Below are 15,685 nucleotides of genomic sequence, written 5' to 3'. Positions count from 1 at the left end.
GGTTTTAAGGCTTTAGACCCATGCGCTATTGAACGTCAACCGCTTAGAGCATCGCCTTCTCAGCTATTTCTTTGTCCGGCCCTTTGGCGGGCATCACGCCATGTGGCGTTCTGAAGTCGTCGGGTGTCAGCTCGGGTGGCAAGAAGTCCCGCCGGGGCTGATAATCGGACTTCAGATAATGAGCCAGCCCCTCGAGGTCGAGCGGGCTCAATGTACCGGCAGCTAATTTCAGGCGTAGATTGTTGAGAATGTAGTCATAGCGCGCATTGTTGTAATCCCGCACTGCGGTGAATAACTGGCGCTGGGCATTGAGCACGTCAACCGTATTGCGCGTGCCGATATCGGCCCCTACTTTCGAGGCTTTTAATGACCCCTGGCTAGAAAGAATGGTTTTTTTACGCGCCAGGATCTGCTCGATATCGGAATTAACCGCCCGGTAGTAGTTACGCGTGTTAAGCACCACCTCCCGACGCTGGGTCTCGCGTAGCTCCTCACTCTGGGTCAAACGCTTGTAGGACTCTCGCGCCTGAGCGCTGGTACGTCCCCCGTTGTACAAGGGCACATTGATCTGGATCGCTACCGAACTTTGCGCCACATTGCCTTGATAGCCGTTACGACCAAAGTCCGTTGGATTGCTGTACCCAAAGCTATCGTTATCGCCCTTGCGGTAGGAGGCAATGGCGTCAAGGGTAGGTGCATGCCCAGCCTGGCGCTGATTCAAAGTCTGCTCTGCGGCCAACACAGCCTGATCATTGGCTTGCAGCATCAGATTCTGGCGCAACGCCGCATCGACCCAGGACTTCGAGTTTTCAGGAGCAGGTGCCAGAACCGGCAACTGATGGGCAATACCCTCGATGCTATCGTAATCGTGATTGGTCAAGCGAATCAGTTGCTCGAAAGCGTCCTCTATTTTGCGCTCGGCCAGCTTGCGATTGGCCTGGGCGTTATCGTAGGCCGCCTGCGCGTCATAGACATCCGTGATACTGGCAAGTCCTCCGACAAGGCGTGCCTGAGCTTGGTCGCGCTGTTGCTTGAGAGCGATTTCCTCAGTTTCAGAGGCTGCCAGGTCGTCGCTGGCACGCAAGGTTTCAAAGTAGGCCTCCGCGCATTTGAGGATCAGCTCCTGTTCCTTGGCCGATAGCTCCAGCGACGCCTGGGAGGTTGAAGCCTCGGCCGCCTTCAAGCCGAACCAGGACTCGGCATTGAACAGTGGCTGCTTGAGATTGGCCTGGAAAGTCGTCCCGCTACGCGCTCGAGTCAGGCTTGGGGTATCGCGTTCAAGACGCGTCGACTCGCCGGAGACCGTGCTGCTTAACGTTGGCAGCAGATTGGCGCGAGCCAGGGGAATGGCTTCGCTACGTGCTTCAAAATCAGCCCTGGCGGCGGCCAGGTCCGAGTTGTGCATCACCGCTTGACGATAGACAGCCAACAACTCTGCCCGGGTCGTTATTTCGATGCTCCCCGCCACCGCCTGGCAGGCGAACAGACACACCCCCCCCACAGCCCAGCCTGCCGTACGACTCATCCCCCCGCCTCCTGATCAGCGCTCTCTCATGCTTTCCGACAAATGGCGTTCCAACGGACTCAACAGGTAATCAATGACTTTGCGCCGGTCTGTCTTGACCTCCGCCGAAACCGACATACCGGGCGTCAAATGGATTGACTGGCCCTTGACCTGAACAGAATCCTCGAGAAGACGGATGCGGACGCTGTACAACAGACCGCGCTTTTCATCTTCAATGGCGTCGCTGGACACACTCAGAACCTCGCCCTCCACCACCCCGTACTTGGTAAACGTGAAGGTCTCCACTTTCACCCGCACTGCCTGCCCGGCACGCACGAATCCGACGTCTTTGTTTTCCAGCATTGCCTCCACTTCCACGGGCTGGTCTCGAGGGACGACAACCATCAAAGGCTGCGCGGCTGTAACAACTCCGCCCACGGTATGAATGCTCAGTTGTTGAACAGTGCCCTCCACAGGTGCAGCGAGGCGCATCAAATGATCCCGCTGGCGCGCTTTGTTGACCTCCTGGGTCAACGAGGCAACTTTTTGTTCGGATTGCTGCTGCAGATCGAGCATCGCTCGTCGAGTCTGGGCCAACGTGGTATCGCGGCGACGTTCAGCTTCTTTGCGGGCGGCCTTGAGCTCCAGGCCCCGTCCTTGCTGGACGGCAATTTCACGCTGCATGTCCAGTAAGGCCTGCTGCTTTTCAAGATAAGCGTGCCGAGGTACATACTGCTGTTCCAACAGGGTCCTGTAGTCATCCGCCAGGCGCTGATTGATCGGTAATGTCTTGAGCAATGCGCCGACACTGGCATTGGCCGAAACTATCTCCGCAGCCCGCTGCTCGATCTCGGCGTCCGCCTGATCCAGCGCGCTACGCAGTTCCAGATATTGCCCAAAGACCCAGCGTTGTGCCGCCAGTTGCTGCTGCGGGTCGGCGTTGGGAATGTTGCCGCTCAAAGAACCGGGGGGCTTCTTGGTCTCAATGGCCTCCAGCATCGCTCCAGCCCGGGCACTGTCCACTTCGGCAGCGATCAGGTCGCTCTGCAGGCGTTTGACGTCAGCCCCGGTAGCACTACTATCCAGCTCGATCAATAAATCACCGGCCTTGACCGACTGCCCGTCATGGACATAAATCGCCTTGACTACCGCCACCTCGCTGGGCTGGATAGTCTTGCTTTTGCCGCTAGCGACCACTTTGCCAGTCGCCGTGGCCACCACATCGATTTCACCCACGCACGCCCAGAGCAGTGCCAAAGCGGCACACGACATGATTGCAAACAGGATATAGCGTGGCGCCGGGTGCACCGGCTGCTCCTGCAATGCCAGAGCAGCCGGCAGGAACTGCACTTCATGAGGCAAGCGTCGCGGCGCGTCCAGCTTGTGGCGTTGCCTCCAGGCCTCGCGCCAGGCCCGGTGGTAACGACGCAGCAATTCTCGCCCTGCCGAAGAATTTCCCATGGCCGGCTTATCCTTGCTGCAACCGGTGCAGGCGCGAGTAATGGCCAGCCTGCAGGGCAAGCAATTCGCTATGGGTACCCTGCTCTACGATCTGTCCCCGGTCCATTACCACAATCCGATGGGCGTCACGCACTGCGGAAAGTCGGTGGGCAATGATGATGACCGTACGCCCTTTGCAAATCAGCTTCATGTTCTGCTGAATGATGCGCTCGGACTCATAATCGAGTGCGCTGGTGGCTTCGTCGAAAATCAGAATGCGAGGGTTGCCGATCAGGGCGCGCGCTATCGCAATGCGCTGTCGCTGACCACCGGACAATGAAGAGCCATGTTCTCCCACCAGCGTGTCGTAGCCCTCCGGCAATTCCAGGATGAACTCATGAGCCCCCGCCATTTTTGCCGCTTCGATGACTCCCGCGAGCGGGGCCCCGGGATCGGTCAAGGCAATGTTTTCCCGGATACTGCGGTTGAACAGCATATTGTCCTGGAGCACCACGCCAATCTGCCGACGAAGTGACGATACATCCGCCAGTGCCAGGTCCATACCGTCCACCAATACCCGGCCCCGCTCCGGAACGTAAAGGCGCTGCAACAGGCGCGTGAGGGTGCTTTTCCCGGAACCGGAGCGCCCGACCACACCTAATATTTCCCCGGCCTCGATTACCAGGCTTATACCGCGCAACACCTCGGGACCATCGGGCCGATATCTGAATAGCACTTGATCGAACTCGATCTGCCCCTTTAGCGGAGGCAAGGCACTGCGGGTAGCTTGGGAAAGCTCGGTACGACTATTGAGAATATCCCCCAGCCGCTGTACCGAAACTCCCGTCTGTTGAAAGTTGGTCCACAGCTGTGCGAGCCGAATAATCGGTTGCGAGACCCGCCCAGCCAACATATTGAAAGCAATCAACTGCCCAACCGTCAGTTGACCGTCTATTACCAAGCGTGCCCCAAGCCAGAGTGTGGCAACCGTCACCAGTTTGCCAATCAGGGAAACGCTTTCATTGGCAATGTTCGACAAGGTCTGCGTCTTGAAGCCGGCCGATACATAGGCAGCCAGCTGGTTGTCCCATTTGCGGGTGATCTGTGGTTCCACGGACATCGACTTGAGCGTGTCTATGCCGTTGATGGTTTCCACCAGAAATGCCTGGTTTTCGGCTCCACGGGAAAAGCTCTCGCTCAAGCGGGCTCGCAACAAGGGCGTGACCACTATTGAAACCAATACATAGAGCGGCAGTGACAGCACTACCACAAGGGTCAGCCAGCCGCTGTAAAAAAACATCACGGCGATGAACACCACCGAGAAAAGGATATCCAGCAATAGGGTGATGGCATTACCGGTAAGAAAACTTCGAATATTTTCCAGTTCACGCACCCGAGCGACCGAGTCCCCTACCCGGCGAGCCTGAAAATATGACAACGGCAAGGTCACCAGATGACGAAAGAGCCGGGCTCCCAACTCGACATCGATACGGCTGGCCGTATGGGCAAAGACATAGGTACGCAAGCCACTCAATGCGGTCTCGAACAACATGATCCCGAGCAAACCGATTGCGATCACATCCAGTGTCGTCAACCCGTGATGCACCAGGACCTTATCCATAACCACCTGAAAAAACAGCGGTGTCAGCAATGAAAAAATCTGCAAGACAAAAGACACCAGCAACACTTCACCCAGCAATTTCCGATATTTGACGATGGCCGGGATAAACCAGGTGAAATCAAAGCGCGTCAACTCGCTGGCTTGGGAGGCCTGGGAGCGCACAAGAATCAACTCACCCTGCCATCTTGCGGACAGTTCATCGGTGCCGAGGACCTGCGCCCGACAGACCCGAGGGTCATGAATCAGCACTTTGTCCTGATCAAATCGAGCGATGATAAAAAACTGCCCGTCCGTGGCACGGGCAATCGCTGGTAACGGTGTAAGCGCAAGGCGCTTGAGGGAAACACTCGTCGCTTTGGCCTTGAGCTCAAGTTGACGAGCCGCCAGAAGAAGTTCGGCCTTGCCGAACTTCTGGCCAGAGCCGACATACTCGTGGCTCAACTGTTCGGCACTAACAGCGATGTTGTGAAAGCGAGCAAGCATCACCAGGCAGGCAAGACCGGTGTCCAGAGGGGAAGATGATTCGGCGCCCGAGGCGTCCTGTCTATCCATCGCAGCTTCCTTGCCTGATTATTCTTTTTAAAACCTTGGGCGGAATGATCGCTGCAGTTGAGGTGAGCACAGGCGGACTGAGCAGACGTGAGAATAGTTGCACAATGCCATAGCGCAAGTCGCCCGATTGTTTTCTGCACTAATTTTCTCTACATGGCTCAGTGGTAGTGAAGATACAAAAAACGACATTTGGTTTCTGCCACCACGTGGAAGCTCCGTTTTTTTCTGCTTCTGAGCAACTGACACATCAATTTATTCGGGAGAAGCTACGATTTCGGACACTTACGAAGAGGGGGTGAGATCAAGCCTGTCGCTTGAAATGTCTAGTTAAGCAGGATCGTCTCGGCAAGCCCAAGTGAATAGTATCCCAGGGGGATCCGACCGCTTCTGAAAATACGTCACTGCGTTCTCATACTGCGCAGTTGTTGTGCTTGAGACGAGGATTCGCGGGAGATTTTCTTTCAGCCAACCAGATCATGTAGCGATCGGTGCTGCCATCGGCATTGACGCGGCGCACGATGTTCTTGGCGTCGTCGCGGAAGAACCATTCCGAACGCTCGTCGGCGTAACGGATGCGGTAGGTGTAGCCAAGGATGTCGTAGTAGTGCCAGGTGTCGTTGCCAAGCTCGTCGGTGACGTAGGTCAGACGGATGTTTTCGTCCCACTCCAGACGCGAGTCGAAGCTGCCGTCGTCGGCCCATTCGGGGATGGCTTTGGCCTTGGCGCCGGGGCCGTCCCACTGCAGGTTCATGCCGCGCCCGGTGCGGTCGGTGCAGCGGGTGATCAGGTGATACTGGAACTGATACGACCAGACTGCGCCGTTCTCGTCCTGCGCCTGAATCAGGTCGCCATAGACGTCGTATTGGTACGCACAAAGTTGTCGCAACGGTTCGCCGTCAACGATCTGCCAGAGGTCGATAAACCGGCCTTGATCGTCGATCATCGTGCCGAGGTGCAGGTGCACCTTGCTGATGTCGTTTTCCTGGTAGGTGATCAGGTCGGAGAGCACCGAGTGTTCGCCGTGACGATACTCGTAATGCAGCATGACCCCAGCGCCGTTGCGCAGCGAAATATTGCTCAGCACATAGCGCTGGTCACGGCGGACGTAGGTTTCCTTGCGTTCGAAACCACGGCACGGCAGCAGTTGATCTTCGCTGTTGCAGTCCAGCGTGATGTTTTCGATGGCGTCGTACTGGAACAAGCCGACCTTTGGCAGTGGGTAGCTGTGGTCTCGGCCATCGGCGCCGTAGAACGTCAGGCCCTCATCCATGCAGTCGAACTCGCTGATCCAGCGGGCACCGAGTTCACTCTGATCGTAGGCGTCGAGGCGCGAGTTATAGGTGCGTGTCCATTCGATCGGGAATTGGCCGGGCAGGCTGAAATCGGTATGGTTCAGGCTTTCCGAACCGAAGGCGAAATTGATGCTGAAGTCCGTGGCGCATTCACAGGTACCTTTCTTCGGATTGGGCACAACTTTCGCCGGTGCCTGCTGGCCGTTGGACCCCAATTGACCATCGGACGCCGTGTGCTTTGCCTGATCGGTTTTGTCTGGATGGACCGCGGTGCTCTGGCCATGAGCATTGCGCTTGCGCCACACGGTCACGGCACTGGAGAGGATAAACAGCAACCAGCCTATGGAGTTCTGCACCGATTTATCGTCGACGTTGCTCAACTGAGTGCGCAGCTCCGGGCCCATCGCGCGCAGTTTTTTTGGTTTCGTCGGAGACGGTTTTTTGAAGTCATCGGGCACCAGATTTTGTGCCACGCTGTTGGCCAGGCCCTTGCCAGCCGCTTTATAAGCACTCGCGGCAGCCCCGAACACATTGCTGAATGAGGCCAGCGGATCATTCTTGAATTGATCGACTGCAGCACTTGCCTGTGCGCTGGCCGCATTCAGATCACCTTTGACATCCAGATTGCCGAAAGCCACCGCTTCGATGCCTTTGGCAATCTCGTTGATGACCTCTTCGCCGAACTTGCCAGCGTCCGCCAGGATGCCGGGCAATTTGCCTTTGGCCTGCTCAACAAAATCATCCATTTCAAGAATGGCCAAACATCAAAAGTGCAACTTTCCACAAACCATAACAAATTCTAAGCCAGGTATATCCTCAGCACTCGCTCAATACGAAGCCAAAATCGTCACTTGAGACTTGGGCAATTTCATTAAGCCGCTGGCGCAATGCAGCGGTCAGCTGCCGCTCCACTTCCCATGGATCCGACAAGGCAGCGAGTTGCGGTGCCAATTGAGGCGACATACTCATCAGCGAATGATTGAGCGAACGTGCCGTTTCAAAAGCGGCCTTCTGCACGAAGCTGATCTCGACCAATTCACCCTGCGCCTTGCGAAACTCTATCTCAGCCATCCGCGCCAGGTAGTGCTCTCGATGCGCTCGTGCTTTCTGAAAGTCCGGAGTCTGCCCTTGCGCAGGGTCAACGGGCGGCGGCGCAGCCATTTTGGTCGGCTCGGATTGAGCTGCGACGTGGCTGTACACATCACGCTGAAGCCGATCCTGTTGGTGGCGAGCAGCGACGGCAGCCTTGCTCGGATCAGCGGTATCGAGGATCAATGCTTCGGTGGCCAGCACATCGACCTGCTTGCCATTGGGCGACAGCACCAACCGGCCATTCTCTTTCAGCCAGGTGATGTAGCTCGGTGATCGGCCGATGTGCGCAGCGAAGGCGCTCTTGGATAGGTACGTGGCTGCGGTCATAAGCCCTCCTTTTCAGCGGCTTTTCAATGAATCCTTTCAAGATTTCAGTGGATTGAAATTTCAGTAAGCTGGCAGGCCTCCGACTAACACGATCGCGCGGGTTTCCGACCCCGTGTCCTTTGAAAGTCCTCAGGGTCCCCGGCGCTTTCTGGGCCACGCTCATTACGCTAATCTCCACCACTGATCCTCCAACGCATCAAGGACGAAACGTGTTCTGGAATAGAGAAAAGAAAATTCAAGTTGAGCTGACAGCTCCTATAACCATCACCCAGGCAAATTGCACAGACCCGCAAACGCCTACTTCGCTAGCTCCGGTTACGAAGGCAATAGACAAAGACTTTGCCCTGAAGCTATTGATCGGTATGGCGCTATTCCTGCAGGCAGCTCTCTTTGTCGATGGCTACCTGGAGCTCGCGGCCTACTTCGAGCAGTTCGGGATCTCGACAAGCGAGCTCGAATTGACTAACCCGACGATCTTGGCTGCGGGTTACATACACTGGTTCACCATGGTTATGGGCTGGGTTGATGACATGCCCATTGTCGGCCCGTTTCTGCAATGGTTTCCATTTGGGACCGTGGCTTTAGCTTATGTTTACATGCTTGCGCATCACGAATCGAATGGGCAATCCCTTGTTGTAAAAGGACTAATGGGAAGCTTCGCACTATTCGTAATTTTCATCTTGCCCACCATCGGGGTAAGGCATGGCGTTGACAGGGGCAGACATGACATCCGCGAAGCAGCTGGTATCGAAGTAGTGAACGGAATAAGCCAAGTACATACCATCGTAACCAAAGAAGGAGAAAGCGTTACTGGGTACCTCGTGACAGCAGATACTAAAAGCGCTTTTCTTCTCGCGAATCAGACCGTATACAAAATCGATAACCGAACAAACCGAGTGACGAGAAAAATACTGCTTCAGGCAAAAACCAAAAAAGCTCTCTAAGCATCAAGTACTGAGCACCTTACGCACTTCGTATGGAAAGACGGACATCCCTGCGCAGGTTTCAGCTAGAGAGATTCCGCGAGTTCACTAACCCGTGTAGGGGGCGGCCCTCAGGGAGGACCCGTGAAAATCTGCGCCCTACCCGGCCTACCCGGCTCATGCCTTCGGCTCGGCCTCGCTCAGGTCCAGGCGCTTGGCCACCCAGCGCTCGTACAAGCCGATGGCGACATCGGCGCCGGCCATCGCGGTCAGGCAACCCAGGGCGCCCGCCGTCCAGATCGACAAGCCCGCGCCAAACAGCAACATCATCGCTGACACGCCGCAGACGATGCAGGCACCGGACCGAAGTGCGAGCCGGCGCAGTAACGCCCAGCCCCGTGCCCCGTCCTTGTCAGCGCGCCACATCTCGCCGGACACGCCGCCAACCAATGACAGGGCAATCACCAACCAGATCGGCATCTCTGCCAGCGCCTGTTGCTCGTTCGTCATTGCCCTGCCCCTTAAACAAAAAGACCCGGCGTTATGGCCGGGTCAGGTGGTGGGTGGCCTGCCGCGCCTTGCGGTCGCACCCATCGAAGATGGCCCCTTTTTACAGCTCGATTCTGGTGGCAGCAAGGCCGTTTTAATGCCATCCGGTGAATGTGTGTCTTAGGTCCGGTGAACGGCTGGCGAATGTCGGTGAATATCTCAACCCGGCTGGCTTTTGCTTCTGTTGTTTTAGCGGCGTCCCACGCGTCCCACTTCTCTAAAACAAGGTGGGACGTCTGAAAGCCCCGCAGATTGGGGCGTTGCCCCACCGTCCTACTTTTGTTTCTCTTTTCTCGTGTATAGAGAGAAATTTAAAAAGCACGCGTGCGCGTGAACGCGCGTACCTGTGCCCACTACGCATACACGGGTGGGAGGCGAAAAAGGTGGGACGGTGGGACAGCCCAACAACGACGGGGCCTGCGCCCGTCCCATTGCTGCAAAAGCAGTAGGACGGACGCAGGTCGGTGGGACGGCGTGAGCCAAAGGGATGCCCACGATCAAGCCGCTTCCCCTAGGAGGAAGTGCTCGACCACGATGTGGGCGTCATGCAGGCGTTGGTAGTAGACGTTGCGTGAGCAACCACTGCGCGTCAGACGTGCCGCCAACGGCGCGTCAGGCTGGAAGTAATGCACCTGCACCACGGTCATCAGCTCAGGATCGAGGCGTTTCTTGACAATGCGCTCAATGTCCAGAGACGCCTCCAGCGGCACCCGGCTTCCGCGCCTGCCGCGCACCAACTGGCCACCGCTCTCCATCATCATAGCGACCATGTTGCCGCCCGAGTAACCGGCGGCCACCTCATCGCTGTGCAGCTCCTGCGCCCATTGTTTGAGGGCCATATCGATTGCCTTAATCATCGAAGCACGGCTCCTCGAACTCGTCCCGTTGCAGCGCAGGCGCCCTGCCCCAGTGCTCGGGTTTCTTGTACGCCCATGGCCGCTGACCGCTCTTGTTCAAAGCCCCCAGCCGGAAGCGTCGCCAGCCGAGCCGGTGCAGGATTGCACCGACGCGCATCTGCTCGGGCTTACCCCAATGACCTGGGTCGAGCTTGAGTGCTTGACTCATTACCTCGCTGCCGGTGGTGGTCTCACCGATCTGCGACTCTTCGAGCCAGGTCAGGATGGGCGTCTCCCATTCGTCCACCACAAAGCGTTCGTCCTGCTCCTCGCTGAACATCGGCGCTTCCTCTCGCGTGACCCACCAGAGGTCGCCCGCCTCGAAGCAGAACACCGCTTCGGCCCAAAGCTGGTCGCGGATCTCAAGCAGCAACGGCACATCGACCTTGGTACAGGCCACCGGCCAATAACGACGGTTGCCGGTGGCGTCCTTGAGGTATTCGTCCTGGTTGGTGGTACCGACGAAGACACACTGGCGTGGCACGTCCAGGGTTCTGCGGCCATAGCTTTCGCGGTATGTGTCAGTCGACGCCGAGAAGAACTGTTTGGCCTTGGTGCTCTCGGCCTTGTTGAAGCTGTCCAGCTCGCCGAGCTCGACAATCCACTTACCGCGAATCGCCTGAAAGCCGTCCTTGTCGCCAAGGGCAAATGGTGTGTCCATGAACCACTCACCGCCGAGCACGCTCATGGCGGTCGACTTACCGGCGCCTTGTACGCCTTCGAGGATCATCACCGAGTCCGCCTTGCAGCCGGGTTTCATCACGCGCGCCACGGCCGAGATCAACCAGCGTTTGCCGACCTTGGAGGTGTAGTCGGTTTCCTTCACCCCCATGACATCGGTCAGCCAACGGTCCAGGCGCGGCACACGATCCCATTCGAGCTTTTTCAGGTACTCGCGCACCGGGTGAAACGCGTGGTCGTGCGCGACGACGCTGACGGCCTCGATCACGTGCGAGGACTTCACGCGCAGGTTGTACTGCTGGGCGAGCCACTTCATCACGCGCACGTCATCGATGTCGGCCCACTCACCGGTGCCACCGCCATAGGGCGCGGCACGTAACTTGACGATCTTCGAGCTGAAGGCGCAGTAGCTGATCACCCCGGCCCAGCGTTCGTCGTGAGCCAGGATCAGTTCGACGTTCTGCATGTGTGCGATCAGGGCGCCGCTCTCGCTGCGGGCGAGCTGGTCTTTCCAGCCACCGGCGGCGGGTGGGCGGACCACGGCCAGCACTTGTCGACGCACCGCGTCGAGCCCTTCGGCGACGTGCAGGTCGTTGAAGTCAGTCCACTTGTCGTGACGCTCGACCGAGAAGATCGGCGCAACCACCTGGGCACCGACAATCAGCGCGGCGTTGCTGGCTTTCTCTTCGCCGGGGTTCCAAGCATCGCCGTTGGGCTTGGTGGTCTTCCAGTCGTCATCGCGGCAGATGATCAGCGGGCAGCCGGCAAAGCGCTCGCGCATGGCCTTGCACACGGCCAACAGGTTGCCCGCATCGAAGGCCACGGCCACGGCGAGCGACGTCGCCATGTGCAGGCTGGCGCCGGTGGCGTAACCCTCACAGACCAGCACCGGTTCGCCCGGCACCGGATGCGGACCGAGCAGGTGAAACGTGCCCTCCTTCGCCATCCCGTAGGGCCAGTAGGATTTGTCGCGGCCGGTGTCTTCCTGTTTGTTCGGGAAGATCACCTGCAGGCCCATGATCTGATCACGGGCGTTCTTCATTGGGACCAGCACGGCGCCGGTGCGCGGCGCGTAACGGACGTTGATGCCAACGATCTGTTTGCGGTCCAGGTAATCGCTGCGCCCGGTGGTCGGCATGCGCTCGAACAATCCCTGCGCCCTCTTCGCGGCCCGTCGCGCAGCGTTATTCGCGATTTCCGCGGCGCGGCGCTTGGCTTCTTCCTGGCGGGCGCGCATCACTTCGCGCTCTTCCGGCGACATCCGACCGGCCTTGACCTTGATCTTCTGCGTCTCGCCCGAACGCCAGTCACCGAAAGCGCCGAAGATCAGGGTGTCGCCCTTTTCCGTGCGCTGCTCGTGGACCACGTACCAGCCGTTCTTTTCCTTGCCCTTGTCCTGCGATGTCTTGCAGCGGGTCAGCTTGCCGAACACCAGCGGTTGCGCTGGCTCCAGACCGTAATCGGCGAATTGGCCCAATACCTCATCGAGCATGCTGAATCCCCCGCTCAGAGAGGGACTGGCAACTGATGCATTGCGCACAACCCGGTTGGGCCAGGCGGCGTGCTTCCGGGATCGGGTCGTCGCAGGCTTCACAGAACAGCAAAGAATGGGCAGCGCTTTCTGCTTTGGCAGCGCTGCGCGCGGCCATGGCCTGATCGATGCGTTCCTGCACCAGATCGTTGGCGAAATCGGCGATGTCAGCCACGGTCAGCACCTCGCGTCGTCTGGTTGACGTAGGTGGCGCGGTTGAACAACCCGAGCAGCCCTTGAATGCCGCGGAACACCTGCAGACGAATCGCTGCCAGTTCCTGATCAGTCACCACACCGTCACCGATGCTCTTGGCCCAGGTCTCGGCCAGATCGGCGACTTGGCGAAAGTATTCGGCGATACCAGTGGTGAGCGTCTCAGGCATGTCGTTGGTGTAAGTGTCGGCCAGTTCCTGCCAAACCGTGTCGCCGACCAGCGCATGCACCGCATCGAGAATGCGGCGATCCTTGGTCAGTTCGAGGATCTCGCCGAATTCCTGAATGTTGATGGAGTGGCTCGGGTGAGTCGGCGACAGTTTGTGTTGCAGCGTGGTCGGGTTACGGCCAGTGGTGGCTGCGATGGCAGCAGCGCCGCCCGGGTAATCGCGGGCGGCGTGGTACAGCGCTAAATCGAGCGGCAGGATTTCCCGCTGCGCCCGTTCCAGAGAACTGAGAGCGATTCGGCTCATGGCATTAATCCTAAAAGTTGCCAGTGCCGCGCGACAGGGAGTGGTGATACATTTGTCGCGTGGCTTGGTATGGCCCAAACGCCGGGAACCCTTGCAGGGGATGACCGGCACCGTGCCGGGGCGAACAATCCGTTGTTCACCCCTGGCGCAACAGCTGCCAGCTCTGTGGTAAGAACGGCAGCAACACCAAGGCTTCCGAGTCTTGGAAACGCGATGAAGGTCGGCGGCATGTGGTGTGCTCACCTTCCGACATCGCGGCCCGACCGCATTGTGGTGATGCTGTCGGGAGAAACTGGGCGACCCTTGGGTCGCCTTTTTTCTATGCAGCGTTTTCTACGCTGTGATTAGCTGGTGCCTGCATTCGCAAATATTGCCAATCAATGTCTGGCCTTAACGACTCACACGTCACTCGACTACTGCTATGTCGATCAATCGAAATGGATAAAGCTGCGTTCGCCCGACGATTGCCATAAGCGACCTGCTTTAATTGGCCGACTGAGGTATTACACCGAGAGGCAAAGGTCTTGAGCTGTGCGTCGTCTAGGATCTTTATGTATTCGAGAAGCGTCATTGCTAACCCCCTATTCCACACAAGATTAGCAACTGCTAATCCGGTCCGCAATAGCAAAACGTAATTTACATTTTGCTAACGGAGCACGGATGATTCCCTATATGAATATCTACGAAAAACGCCTCACGATTCTTAAAGCCCTGATTGGTGAAAACCAACTCAAGGACTTTGCCGGAGCGCATGCAGATGTGGACGCTTCGTACATTTCTCAGATCCTGAACGGGCACCGGACGTTGGGTGACCGGGCTGCCACGAACCTTGCTAAAAAGCTCGCAATTCCTGCTGATTTGCTTACCACGGGTACCTACTCGGCCGAGGATCAGCATCAAATCACCGCCGCTTGGATAGCTCTTGGCCTCAAGCCCCCAGTTTTGCCCCACCCCGCTTTCTTCAATGCAACCATCAACGAAACCGCCCTTAGAACCGCTGAGGAGCGAGAAGCAAGCGAGCAACGGCGCCCCGCCCCAGTGCCCGTAGTCGGAAAGGCAATGTTGGGTACTGACGGCTATTTCGACGCGCTTGAATACCCCCCTGGGCATGGCGATGGGTACTTGGAAATCATCAGTTCCGATCCCGATGCATATGGCTTGAAAGTCGTGGGAAGCAGCATGCACCCACGCATCAAAAACGGGGAGTTTGTGCTTATTGAGCCGAATCATCGTTATCAAACTGGCGATGAGGTACTCGTGCGGACCACCGACGGTAGGGCGATGGTGAAAGAGTTCATTTATCACCGGGACGGTCAACTGCGGTTCGACAGCATTAACGACAGCTACCCTCCTATCTTCTTGGAAGAAAAGCTCGTCGAAAAAATTCATTACGTAGGCGCTATTTTGAAGGCGTCAAAGTACTTGGAGATCTGAAATTTAGCATTTGCTATTGCGAAACAGATTAGCTGTTGCTAATTTGCGCTCACTCTTTCACCACAGAGCGAGCAAAGTTCATGCATACCAAAGCTACGATTCACCTGCACCCAACCATCGCTGATCCCTGCCGTATTTTCGAGGTTCGCCGTTTGGCCCGAGAAACTGGCTGCGCTTTTATCAGCACCAAGACCTTCAAAAAACGTCGCCCTCCTGCCAAAAGTTTCGACCCGAACGGCGGAGGGCGCGCGGCATGATCAAGTACAAGATCGACAACCGCACCGTGCAGTTGCTCAATGCCCAGGTCAATCTGACCGAGACCTTCAACCACATCCTGCGCACAGCACCGAAGCGTGATTGCCTGGCGTTTCGCCTCAAGGCTGAGCGCGGCACAGTGGAAAGCACTTTTGTCGTCGAACTGGGCAGCGAACGCCACACGCTGACCCTGCAAAACGACAAGAAGATGCACCTCAAACTCGCCGACTTCATCGAAGAGATTGCCAACGGTCCGTTCGACGCGAGCAACTCCTGCGACCTGATGCATCTCCCGCATGCCGATCGTCAATACGGCCGTTTTGAAGTCCAGGACAAACAGCGCGTGTTCGAACTGGTGCACACCGGCGGTGTGCTGAGTCTCGACATGGGTTTCGAGCTTCCCCTGCACGTGGCGCTGCATCGCACCCATTCGCGCCGCGGCGCCACCACCATCATGAGCATCGGCAACAAGAGCCCGCATACGCGTTGCTTCACCCTGTACGCCCCCGATGTCGAGATCTACGCAAAGCTCATTGAGTCCATCAACCACCTTGCTGCAGCGGCCACTCCTGCTGCGCATGCTGCTTGAGGAACAGTTTATGGAACGCACCCTCGCCCAAGCAGCCGCTCAACTCGGCCTCACTCGCCCCAAACTGATCGCTCTCATGCGGGAAAAAGGTTTGCTCAAGGGAAACCTGCCGGCGAACCCGAAGCGAGACAAAGCGTACCTGCGGGTCAAGGACAGTCCTTGGTATGACGAGAAACACGGAATGCAGTACAGCCAGTCGACTCGGGTGAAGCAGGCCGGTATCCGTTGGCTGGCCGAGCAGTTGGACATCAATCTTCCTGCCATACCGGCAGATCGCCGTGACGTGGCCTAGGGAGTACGCCCGCCAGATCAT

15 protein-coding genes are annotated in these 15,685 nt (G+C 57.5%); 4 read left to right on the top strand and 11 right to left on the bottom strand.

The features are described from left to right. Positions 1-43 precede the first annotated feature (43 nt). The 5 genes from AC07XZ_RS04680 to AC07XZ_RS04660 all read right to left on the bottom strand — a co-directional run bounded on the left by AC07XZ_RS04680 (position 44) and on the right by AC07XZ_RS04660 (position 7,828). Complete coding sequence (locus AC07XZ_RS04680) at positions 44-1,525, bottom strand: TolC family outer membrane protein (protein WP_102688009.1); 1,482 nt, start codon at positions 1,523-1,525, stop codon at positions 44-46. Positions 1,526-1,540: 15 nt separating this feature from the next. Next, on the bottom strand, positions 1,541-2,965 hold the full coding sequence (locus tag AC07XZ_RS04675) for an HlyD family type I secretion periplasmic adaptor subunit (protein WP_102688008.1): 1,425 nt from the start codon (positions 2,963-2,965) through the stop codon (positions 1,541-1,543). Positions 2,966-2,972: 7 nt separating this feature from the next. Continuing rightward, positions 2,973-5,117, bottom strand: a complete 2,145-nt coding sequence (locus tag AC07XZ_RS04670; RefSeq protein WP_102688007.1) for a type I secretion system permease/ATPase — start codon at positions 5,115-5,117, stop codon at positions 2,973-2,975. A 409-nt stretch (positions 5,118-5,526) separates the two neighbouring features. Further along, the gene (locus AC07XZ_RS04665; protein WP_178084655.1) at positions 5,527-7,155 is read right to left on the bottom strand and encodes a DUF6531 domain-containing protein; all 1,629 of its coding nucleotides are present in this window, start codon (positions 7,153-7,155) and stop codon (positions 5,527-5,529) included. A 70-nt stretch (positions 7,156-7,225) separates the two neighbouring features. Further along, on the bottom strand, positions 7,226-7,828 hold the full coding sequence (locus tag AC07XZ_RS04660; protein ID WP_102688006.1) for a terminase small subunit: 603 nt from the start codon (positions 7,826-7,828) through the stop codon (positions 7,226-7,228). A 209-nt stretch (positions 7,829-8,037) separates the two neighbouring features. On the opposite strand from AC07XZ_RS04660, the gene AC07XZ_RS04655 reads away from it, so the two are divergent. Next, positions 8,038-8,772 (top strand): hypothetical protein, encoded by a 735-nt coding sequence (locus AC07XZ_RS04655; protein ID WP_102688005.1) that lies wholly within the window; start codon positions 8,038-8,040, stop codon positions 8,770-8,772. A gap of 156 nt (positions 8,773-8,928) precedes the next feature. Here AC07XZ_RS04655 and AC07XZ_RS04650 read toward each other — a convergent pair whose 3' ends face one another. The 6 genes from AC07XZ_RS04650 to AC07XZ_RS04625 all read right to left on the bottom strand — a co-directional run bounded on the left by AC07XZ_RS04650 (position 8,929) and on the right by AC07XZ_RS04625 (position 13,665). Further along, positions 8,929-9,261 carry a phage holin family protein gene (locus AC07XZ_RS04650; RefSeq protein WP_008080174.1) on the bottom strand — a complete coding sequence of 111 codons (333 nt, stop codon included), beginning with the start codon at positions 9,259-9,261 and terminating at the stop codon, positions 8,929-8,931. Positions 9,262-9,797: 536 nt separating this feature from the next. Then, entirely contained in the window at positions 9,798-10,157 is a 360-nt protein-coding gene (locus tag AC07XZ_RS04645) for a PA0613 family protein (protein WP_102688004.1), read from the bottom strand. After that, positions 10,150-12,369: a VapE domain-containing protein gene (locus AC07XZ_RS04640; protein WP_102688003.1), complete on the bottom strand. Its 2,220-nt coding sequence runs from the start codon at positions 12,367-12,369 to the stop codon at positions 10,150-10,152. Before AC07XZ_RS04640 ends, AC07XZ_RS04645 begins: the two co-directional genes overlap by 8 nt. Then, positions 12,359-12,583 (bottom strand): TraR/DksA family transcriptional regulator, encoded by a 225-nt coding sequence (locus AC07XZ_RS04635; protein ID WP_102688074.1) that lies wholly within the window; start codon positions 12,581-12,583, stop codon positions 12,359-12,361. The genes AC07XZ_RS04640 and AC07XZ_RS04635 overlap by 11 nt, the downstream gene beginning before the upstream one ends. After that, on the bottom strand, positions 12,576-13,094 hold the full coding sequence (locus AC07XZ_RS04630) for a phage regulatory CII family protein (RefSeq protein ID WP_083368989.1): 519 nt from the start codon (positions 13,092-13,094) through the stop codon (positions 12,576-12,578). Before AC07XZ_RS04630 ends, AC07XZ_RS04635 begins: the two co-directional genes overlap by 8 nt. Positions 13,095-13,413: 319 nt before the next feature. Further along, on the bottom strand, positions 13,414-13,665 hold the full coding sequence (locus AC07XZ_RS04625) for a helix-turn-helix domain-containing protein (RefSeq protein WP_102688002.1): 252 nt from the start codon (positions 13,663-13,665) through the stop codon (positions 13,414-13,416). A gap of 101 nt (positions 13,666-13,766) precedes the next feature. On the opposite strand from AC07XZ_RS04625, the gene AC07XZ_RS04620 reads away from it, so the two are divergent. The 3 genes from AC07XZ_RS04620 to AC07XZ_RS04610 all read left to right on the top strand — a co-directional run bounded on the left by AC07XZ_RS04620 (position 13,767) and on the right by AC07XZ_RS04610 (position 15,664). Then, positions 13,767-14,528, top strand: coding sequence for a S24 family peptidase (locus AC07XZ_RS04620; protein ID WP_102688073.1), 762 nt, complete (start codon positions 13,767-13,769; stop codon positions 14,526-14,528). Positions 14,529-14,781: 253 nt separating this feature from the next. Next, positions 14,782-15,372, top strand: coding sequence for a hypothetical protein (locus tag AC07XZ_RS04615; RefSeq protein WP_102688001.1), 591 nt, complete (start codon positions 14,782-14,784; stop codon positions 15,370-15,372). Between the two features lie 10 nt (positions 15,373-15,382). Continuing rightward, complete coding sequence (locus AC07XZ_RS04610; RefSeq protein ID WP_102688000.1) at positions 15,383-15,664, top strand: phage antirepressor KilAC domain-containing protein; 282 nt, start codon at positions 15,383-15,385, stop codon at positions 15,662-15,664. The last annotated feature ends 21 nt before the right edge of the window (positions 15,665-15,685 follow it).

Source organism: Pseudomonas sp. GW458-11-26-14-LB4, assembly GCF_059423925.1.
This window is presented reverse-complemented; position numbering and strand designations above follow the sequence as displayed.

Coding starts and splice junctions, on each gene's coding strand:
- AC07XZ_RS04670 (WP_102688007.1), bottom strand. CDS start 5,117: ATGGATAGACAGGACGCCTCGGGCGCCGAATCATCTTCCCCTCTGGAC.
- AC07XZ_RS04675 (WP_102688008.1), bottom strand. CDS start 2,965: ATGGGAAATTCTTCGGCAGGGCGAGAATTGCTGCGTCGTTACCACCGG.
- AC07XZ_RS04645 (WP_102688004.1), bottom strand. CDS start 10,157: ATGATTAAGGCAATCGATATGGCCCTCAAACAATGGGCGCAGGAGCTG.
- AC07XZ_RS04650 (WP_008080174.1), bottom strand. CDS start 9,261: ATGACGAACGAGCAACAGGCGCTGGCAGAGATGCCGATCTGGTTGGTG.
- AC07XZ_RS04625 (WP_102688002.1), bottom strand. CDS start 13,665: ATGACGCTTCTCGAATACATAAAGATCCTAGACGACGCACAGCTCAAG.
- AC07XZ_RS04640 (WP_102688003.1), bottom strand. CDS start 12,369: ATGCTCGATGAGGTATTGGGCCAATTCGCCGATTACGGTCTGGAGCCA.
- AC07XZ_RS04680 (WP_102688009.1), bottom strand. CDS start 1,525: ATGAGTCGTACGGCAGGCTGGGCTGTGGGGGGGGTGTGTCTGTTCGCC.
- AC07XZ_RS04630 (WP_083368989.1), bottom strand. CDS start 13,094: ATGAGCCGAATCGCTCTCAGTTCTCTGGAACGGGCGCAGCGGGAAATC.
- AC07XZ_RS04660 (WP_102688006.1), bottom strand. CDS start 7,828: ATGACCGCAGCCACGTACCTATCCAAGAGCGCCTTCGCTGCGCACATC.
- AC07XZ_RS04665 (WP_178084655.1), bottom strand. CDS start 7,155: ATGGATGATTTTGTTGAGCAGGCCAAAGGCAAATTGCCCGGCATCCTG.
- AC07XZ_RS04615 (WP_102688001.1), top strand. CDS start 14,782: ATGATCAAGTACAAGATCGACAACCGCACCGTGCAGTTGCTCAATGCC.
- AC07XZ_RS04620 (WP_102688073.1), top strand. CDS start 13,767: ATGAATATCTACGAAAAACGCCTCACGATTCTTAAAGCCCTGATTGGT.
- AC07XZ_RS04610 (WP_102688000.1), top strand. CDS start 15,383: ATGGAACGCACCCTCGCCCAAGCAGCCGCTCAACTCGGCCTCACTCGC.